Here is a 7,305-nt window from a genome sequence, read left to right on the forward strand (position 1 = left end):
GCGCGGCGTCGACCCGGCCACCGACCACCTCGCGCAGCAGCAGCCGCGTGGGGGCCTCGCCGGCCCCGGCTCGGCCGTCCGCAGCGGCGTTGGCGTTGGCGGCGTTGGCGTTGGCGGCGATGTCGACTGCGAGGACGACGAACCGGGTGCCGGCCACGAACAGCGCCTCGCTCGACGAACCGCCGGGCGTGGCCTCCGCACCGAGCCACGTCGTCCGGCGGGCCGTCGAGGACCAGATCACGTACTCCACGGTGCGTCCCGGCAGTTCCCAGGGGGCCGTCGACACCTCGAGGAAGGCGGGTTCGACGAGCATGTCCCCCGGCCGGTGACGCGAGACCACGTCCGGGCTCGCAGCCGCCGGGCGGAACACCGGACCCACCACGGCCGGTAGCCGACCGAGGCCGGCCTGAACGCAGCGGGCCAGCAGGACCAGGCCGTCCTCGTCCGGCCGCCGCTCGGCGCCGCGCAGCGCCGCGTCCACCGACCGGCCGGCGGAGTCGAGCCGTCCCGCCGCGGAGAGATAGGCGCGGACCGCGACCAGCCCGGCCAGCAGGTCGTCCGCGCCGGCTCCCGCCCGCAGGCCCGGTTGCAGGGCAAGGGCGCCCATCACGGCGCGTGCGTGCGTCTCGTAGCGCCACCCGAGCAGCGTCCGCAGCCGGTCCCGGTCCTCCACCGTCACCCGCGGCAGCACCGCAAGCCAGGGCAGGAGGTGCCCGGTATCAGCCCGGTCCGCGCCGAAGCCGCCACCGGCGGCGTCCCGGCCCGACCGGCCCCCCTCGAAGCGGCCCCCCTCGAAGCGCCCGTGACCGAAGCGCCCGTCATCGAAGCGGCCGTCATCGAAGCGGCCGTCATCGAAGCGGCCATCGCCGGCGACCTGACGGGAGGCGCGGGCCGCTCCGTGGCTCCCCTCCGCGGCGCTGTCGGCGGGCGTGGCCTCGGTCGGGTCGGGCAGAGACGGTGCGGCACCGGGGACGCGGGGGCCCGCCGCCAGGTCCCGGCCGTGGCCGAGAGCTTCCTCCAACGTGGAATCCACCGCGGATTCGACCGGGGCCGCCGCGGGCCGGGCCGGAGTGCCATCGGGCGGCATCCGCGGATGCCAACCCGGGCCGGGCCGCGCCCCGCCACTCACGTCGGCCACCGGATCCACGCCCCGCTGGAGCCCCTGCGCCGGCGACTGCCCGGCCGGAGCGGAGAGCTCCGGGGAACCGGAAACAGGATGCGGTAACGCACGGGGCGATGCAGCGGGTGGCGGGGATGCAGGTGGCGGGGATGCGGGAACCCGAGGTGACCAGGGGGTCGCCGTGGGAAGGGGGCGCCGGATGACACCGGGCATCGGGCCGGGAGTCGACGGTCCCCTCGCGGCCGGCAAGGCAAGCGACGCAGGTAGTGGCACCGGCACGATCGACGGCACCGGCACGATCGACGGCGCCGGCGCGACTGGCGGCACCGGCGCGGGGAGCGGCCTGGGTTCGGCCGGTTCGGCCGTGCGAACCGGTGCAGCGCGCTCGCCCGCGCGCGCCGTCGCAGGCCCTCCGTGCGGCAGCCACGGGCCGACGGCCGTCGACGCTTCCGCTTCGCTCCGCCCAGCCGCCGGCACGGACCATCGGCGGAACGACGTTCCGGTGATCGCCCCGCCCGGCAGCAGCAGGACACCGGCGTCCGCGGTGTACACCGGAACACCGACCTCGGCGAGCAGCGCACGGACCAGGGCGGCCAGTCGGTTCGGCGCCGGGTTCGGATGCGCCAGGACCAGCAGCGGCCGGCCGCGCCACTCGGGACAGGCACGGATCAGCCGGGCCAGCAGCGCGGGCGGAACACGGCGACCGTTGACCTGGAAGCCGGCCGGGCCGGTGCCCAGGTGCACGGTGAACATCCCGGGTGGGGCCACCGGCAGCCGCGTTGCTCCGGCCAGCTCCGGCTCGAAGAACCGGCCGGCGGCGGTGGCGAGGGTGCCCTCGAGCAGCCGCGCCAGGATCGGTTCCGTCGGCTCCGGCGGGAGCGTTCCCCTCGCCCGTCCGGCGGGATCCCACGGGGCCTGTGACGGCGAGGCCAGCAGCCGCGGCACCGGCCGGCCCGCGGCGCTCCATCCGACCCTCGTCTCGGGGGGCAGCCAGCCGGCAACCGCGTCGGGGGGAACCGGACCCGGACCCGCCCCGGGGCCCGGGTGATGCTCGACGGCCTCGGCCTCGTCGTACCGGTCAGCCCAGTCGCGCCAGCCGTCGGTGGCAGGCACAGCGCCGGTGGCAGGCACAGCGCCGGTGGGCCCCACAGCCTCGGTGGGCCCCACAGCGTCGGTGGGCCCCACAGCGTCGGTGGGCCGCTCGGCACCGACGAGATAGCCGGTGGCGAGGCTCATGACGTGGCCGGCTTCATGTCAGGTCCTCACGAGGTCCCGGACCCGAGCCGCCGCCCCGCACGGTCATGGCGCGTCCGGGGCGGCGGGTTCGCCCGTCGGCGGGACGACCCACGCGGCCTCGTCCTCCCGCCGCCGACTCAGCACGACCGCCAGCACGCGGTGCAGGACGACCTCGTCGATCCGCTCGACCGGTTCGCCGTGCTCCAGGTGCCACCGGAACTCCTGCTCCGGCGCGATGCCGTACTCGTGCAGGTAGTAGCCGACGGCGTCGGTCCACACCCACCGGCCATCCGTGCGAAACGTGCCCGGCACGACCTCCCCCCGGGCCGGGTCGAGGAGATCCGGCATCGACGAGGAGCCGCCGAAGAGGGCGACGCCGTTGTCCAGGTAGCCGAGCAGGCGGGCCCGAACGGCCGCGTTGGTGATCCGGGGCCGGTCCGGGGCGAAGCGCGGTCCGGTGGCCGGGTCGGCCGCGTCGAACACCCGGGCGACCGACACGCCGAGCGCCGGTTCACGTGACCAGAGCAGGGCTCCACACAGGCGGGCGAGGGTCTGGTAGGAGGGCGTTTCGGTACCCACGACGCTCACCTCGACCTGCGGGTCGGGCTCCCCGGCGGCGGCCAGCGCGGTCTGCAGCCGTGCCGTCACCTCCGCCGGGGGTCGCGCACCCGCCTCGATCGTGACGGCGAAGACCCGCTTCGGCGGCGCCCACGGCGCGCCCGCGGCCGCAACCCGCCAGGTCCGCCACAGGCCGGCGGCGTCCGGCTCGACCAGGATGGCCGCGAGGATCGCCTGTTCGGTGTCGGCCAGCTCGGACGGCCCCACGCCGGCGGTCAGATCGACGGGCAGGGATGTCGCCGTCCCGTCGACGTGGGGATCACCGGAGCGGAACTCCCAGGCGGTCAGGAGACGCTCGGCGATGGGCAGGGTGTCCAGCGCTCCCAGCAGCCCGTCCTGCTCCTGCCCGGCGGCCCTGAACTCCTCCCGGGCCAGCCCGATCTCGGCGCCGCCGACGTCGAGCCGGCCGGCGGCCACGGCGAGCGTGATCGCCTGGGCGATGTCGAACCGCCGGCCCTGCGCCAGCCAGAAACGCGCCGCGCTGATCAGCTCGTCGGACAGGAAGCCGGCGAGGCCGAGCAGCGCCCGATGCCAGGCGTCGGTCATCCATGCGTCGCGCGCGTCGGAAGCGACACCGTCGACGCCTCCCACCGACACGACGCTGGTCGGGGCCTCGGTCACCAGTACCTCCAGACTTGCCGGAACAGCTTGCCGTCGGGTCCACCGGCGCGGGCCCGTTGGCCGGAGCACGGCCCGGTCGGGCCGCCTGGTTCACAGGTGGGCCCCACGGGGCACTCACGAAACGGATGTACCGGGCTTAGGGGGGTGGAGAACTCAGGCTCCGCACCTACCGCCACGCCCGCGGCGCCTACACGGGGCTGGTCGTCTTTCCCACGGGCGTCGGCGTCCCCGACGCCTCGGTGTTCTGGCCCTGGCTGTCACCCGGCCCGGGCAGCGACTGACCCTGACTCACCTGGAGCGTCGCGTCCGGCCCACCGCTCACCACGCCCGACAGAGCCCCCACCGGCTCACGACCCTGCTGGGTCAGCGGCTCAATTCCCTCCACCCGCTCGTTCGGCAGCTGCGTCTTCGCGGCCAGCGGATCCGACAGGTCCGCCTCGCGACCCTGCGGGGTCAGCGGCTCGGCCTTCCGTTCAATCTGCTCGCTCTGCTCGGTCTGGTCCTGCGGGGTCAGCGGCTCGACCCCCCGCTCAATCTGCTCGCTCTGCTCCTGCGTCTGCGCGGTCAGCGGATCCGACACGTCCGAACGCTCCCGTACCTCGCCGGATATGGGCGTCGTCGTTCCCTCGGGTGTCGGCGTCCCCGACGCCTCGGTGTTCTGGCCCTGACTGTCACCAGGCCGGGGCAGCGACTGACCCTGACTCACCTGGAGCGTCGCGTCCTGCCCGCGCTTCACCATGCCCGACAGCGCCCCCGCCGGCTCACGACCCCGCTGGGTCAGCGGCTCCCCCGCCCGCCCGGGCGCCACCTCGTTCGACGCCTCCACCGATCGACTGCGCAGGCCCGGCGTCAGCTCATTGACCCTGCCCTCGGTGGGCTCGCCGTCCTGGGGCTTCTCCGACCGGCGGAAGTGTTTCTTGCCGCTCGTTCCCGCCACGCTGTTCAGCCTTTCCGTCGCGGTCTGATAGGCGTCCTGCAACGTGGACGAGAGTTCCCGGGCTCGCGCGTCGAGCGTGTCGAGTTCGCCGTCGATCCAGGTGGTCACGGCGGTGCTGGCGGCGCTCCACACCGGGGGCTGGGCCAGATCACCGCCGAAGTCGGCCATCCCACTCGGGAGTCCACCCACGGCGGACGAGGAGTAACCGGCGAGAACCTGCGCCACCGTCTCCGTCGTCACCGGTTGACCGAAAAGATAGTTCTGCATGTTGGCCGCGATACCGTTGACCCCGTCGGCCGCCGCGTTGTGCAGGGCCGACTGCCGGTAGGCGTCGGACATTCCCCGGCCGAACGCGGCCAGCGCCTCGCCCGCGGCGTGGAGCGTGTCGGCGATCGCCGGCGGACCGGCCAGTGTGTCGTGATAGGCGGACACATCCTGGGCCAGGCCGTTCACAATGCCGAAGATCTCCCCCGTCGCGGTCCCGGCGGGCGGCGCGTCACCGCCGCCGAACAACTGGGCGGCGTTCGTGGTGTCGCTGCCGGCGGCGCCGAGATGGTCAGTGTGCAGCCGCACCGTCTGCTCGGCGTCCCACAGCCGCCGCACGTCCATGAGACCCAGTGTCCCGGCGGCCAGCTCGTCGGCGATGCCGTCCAGGGTCGACATCGCGGATGCCCAGTTCGCCAACGCCTGGACGTTGATACCGACGGTGAACAGCGGGCTGCCGAAGGGCGCGTAGGTCCACCATCCGGGACTGCCGAAGGTGATCCAGCCGCCGGTCGGAGACGCGGCGCCCCGCAGATCCACCGTGACACCCGTGACAGCCGCCAGCGCGGAGGCGAAGTCGGTCAGCGTCCCCGGACCGCTCACAACTGCTCGGTGCCCTCGTGCCGGCTGCGCACAGCGCCCAGTGGATGCCCCACCACCTGGTCGAACTGCTCGGCGGTGACGGTGGCCAGATCCTCCGTGTCATTGAAGATCGACCGTCCCTGGGCCAGAGCCGCACGCAGGTCGGTCACCCCCTTGACCAGGGAGTCGTTGGTCTCACTGATCATGCCGAACAGCGAGGTACCGGCGCCGACCAGGTCGACGGCCGGCGACCAGGTCTGGCCAGCCGGTTGCACCTGCACGTCGGCTTTCAGCGGCAACGGACCGGCCGCGCCGTCCGTGAACTCCTGCAGGGTTCCACCCAACTGGCCGATCAACTGATCGTACTTGGCCGAGTCGAACTCGATGGTGCCGCTCACCGCAGTCCTCTTCGCATGCTCACTGCACGGCGCGAGAAGGGTCTCCGGTTCAGGCATACCAGCAGACGATCATGGTGGCCCCACCTTGGTGGGAGTGTTTCCCCGCCGGGACCGGGATGCCACCCGCGCCTCCTCCTACCGAAAAAGGGCTCGGACGGAGAATGTCCGACAGATGAAATGTAGGCGAAGGTGTTGTCGGTTGCCGCCGAAGGACATCATCTCCCGGCCACCGGAACATCCCCGTGACCTGCCCGGTCCGCCCAGCTCAGAAAGCCATTCCTCGACACGACGAGACCAGCCGGGGGCCGATGTTCCGGGGACGTACTAGACCGTGGTCTATACCCCAGGTAGCTTGCTAGAGGTAGACATTTCGGGAGGAACCATGCGATCGATCGGCTCACCCCGGCGGAGTCCGATCCGGTGACGTACGGCCTCGGCATCGATCTCGGGACCACCTTCACCGCAGTGGCGATCGGCTGGCCCGACCGCACGGAGATGGTCAGCCTCGGTAATCGCAGCATCGTCGCCCCCACGGTCGTCTACGCCAGCCGCGACGGGCACCTGCTGACCGGAGACGCGGCCGACCGCCGCGCCCTGCGGGAACCCGATCGGGCGGCACGGGAGTTCAAGCGCCGGCTGGGCGATCCGACCCCGGTGCTCCTCGGCGACGCGCCGTACTCGCCGGCCGCGCTGCTGGCCGCAGTGCTGCGCGACGCGGTCGGCAGTGCGATCCGGCTGCAGGGTGGACCTCCGCAGCAGATCGTCCTGACCCGGCCGGCCGTGTGGGGGCCCTACCGGATGGAGCAGTTCGACGAGGTCCCGCGGCTGGCCGGGCTGGTCGACGTTCCCCTCGTGACCGAGCCGGTGGCCGCGGCGACCTACTACGCCACCGGCCGACAGTTGTCCGACGGCGACGTCATCGCCGTGTACGACCTCGGCGGTGGCACGTTCGACGCCGCGGTGCTGCGGATGGAGGCGGGCCAGGCGCGGATCCTCGGCACCCCGGAGGGTATCGAATGGCTGGGCGGCGCGGACTTCGACGAGGCGATCCTCCATCACGTCGACCGGGAGCTCGACGGCGCCGTCACCGCGGCCGATCCCCGCGACCGCGACAGCACCGTGGCGCTGTCGCGGCTGCGCCAGGAATGCGTCCTGGCCAAGGAGGCCCTGTCCGCCGACGAGGACACGGTCATCCCGGTGTTGCTGCCGGGAATCCGTCAGGACGTCAAGCTCGGCCGGGCGCAGTTCGAGGAGATGATCCGACCTGCGATCGAATCCACGGTCGAGGCGCTGCACCGTGCACTGAGCTCCGCCGAGGTCAGGCCCGACGCCCTGTCGGCGGTGCTGCTGGCCGGCGGCTCCTCACGCATCCCGATGGTGGCCCGGATGATCGAGGCGGCGACGGGGCGCCCCACCGTCGTCGACGCGCATCCCAAGCACGTCGTGGCACTCGGCGCAGCCCGGGTCGCCGCCGCGCTGCTGGCTCCCGCCGCCCTCCCGCCGCCGGCGCCGGCGGGGCCGATCAGACC

4 protein-coding genes and 1 pseudogene are annotated in these 7,305 nt (G+C 73.3%); 1 reads left to right on the forward strand and 4 read right to left on the reverse strand.

The annotated features are described in order from the left end of the window. From ND748_RS20870 to ND748_RS20885, 4 genes and pseudogenes are all read right to left on the reverse strand, one after another. Positions 1–2,356 (reverse strand): annotated as a pseudogene (locus tag ND748_RS20870) (hypothetical protein); the annotation flags it as partial. A 63-nt stretch (positions 2,357–2,419) separates the two neighbouring features. Further along, entirely contained in the window at positions 2,420–3,595 is a 1,176-nt protein-coding gene (locus ND748_RS20875) for a hypothetical protein (protein WP_251747684.1), read from the reverse strand. Between the two features lie 187 nt (positions 3,596–3,782). Continuing rightward, positions 3,783–5,399, reverse strand: a complete 1,617-nt coding sequence (locus tag ND748_RS20880; RefSeq protein ID WP_251747685.1) for a hypothetical protein — start codon at positions 5,397–5,399, stop codon at positions 3,783–3,785. Next, complete coding sequence (locus tag ND748_RS20885) at positions 5,396–5,776, reverse strand: hypothetical protein (protein WP_251747686.1); 381 nt, start codon at positions 5,774–5,776, stop codon at positions 5,396–5,398. Before ND748_RS20885 ends, ND748_RS20880 begins: the two co-directional genes overlap by 4 nt. A gap of 420 nt (positions 5,777–6,196) precedes the next feature. Between ND748_RS20885 and ND748_RS20890 the strand changes: the two genes are divergently transcribed. After that, the coding region (locus ND748_RS20890) for an Hsp70 family protein (RefSeq protein WP_251747687.1) at positions 6,197–7,305 on the forward strand (1,109 nt) is incomplete at its 3' end.

Origin of the sequence: Frankia sp. AiPs1 (genome assembly GCF_023716945.1) — a bacterium.
Lineage (GTDB): Bacteria > Actinomycetota > Actinomycetes > Frankiales > Frankiaceae > Frankia.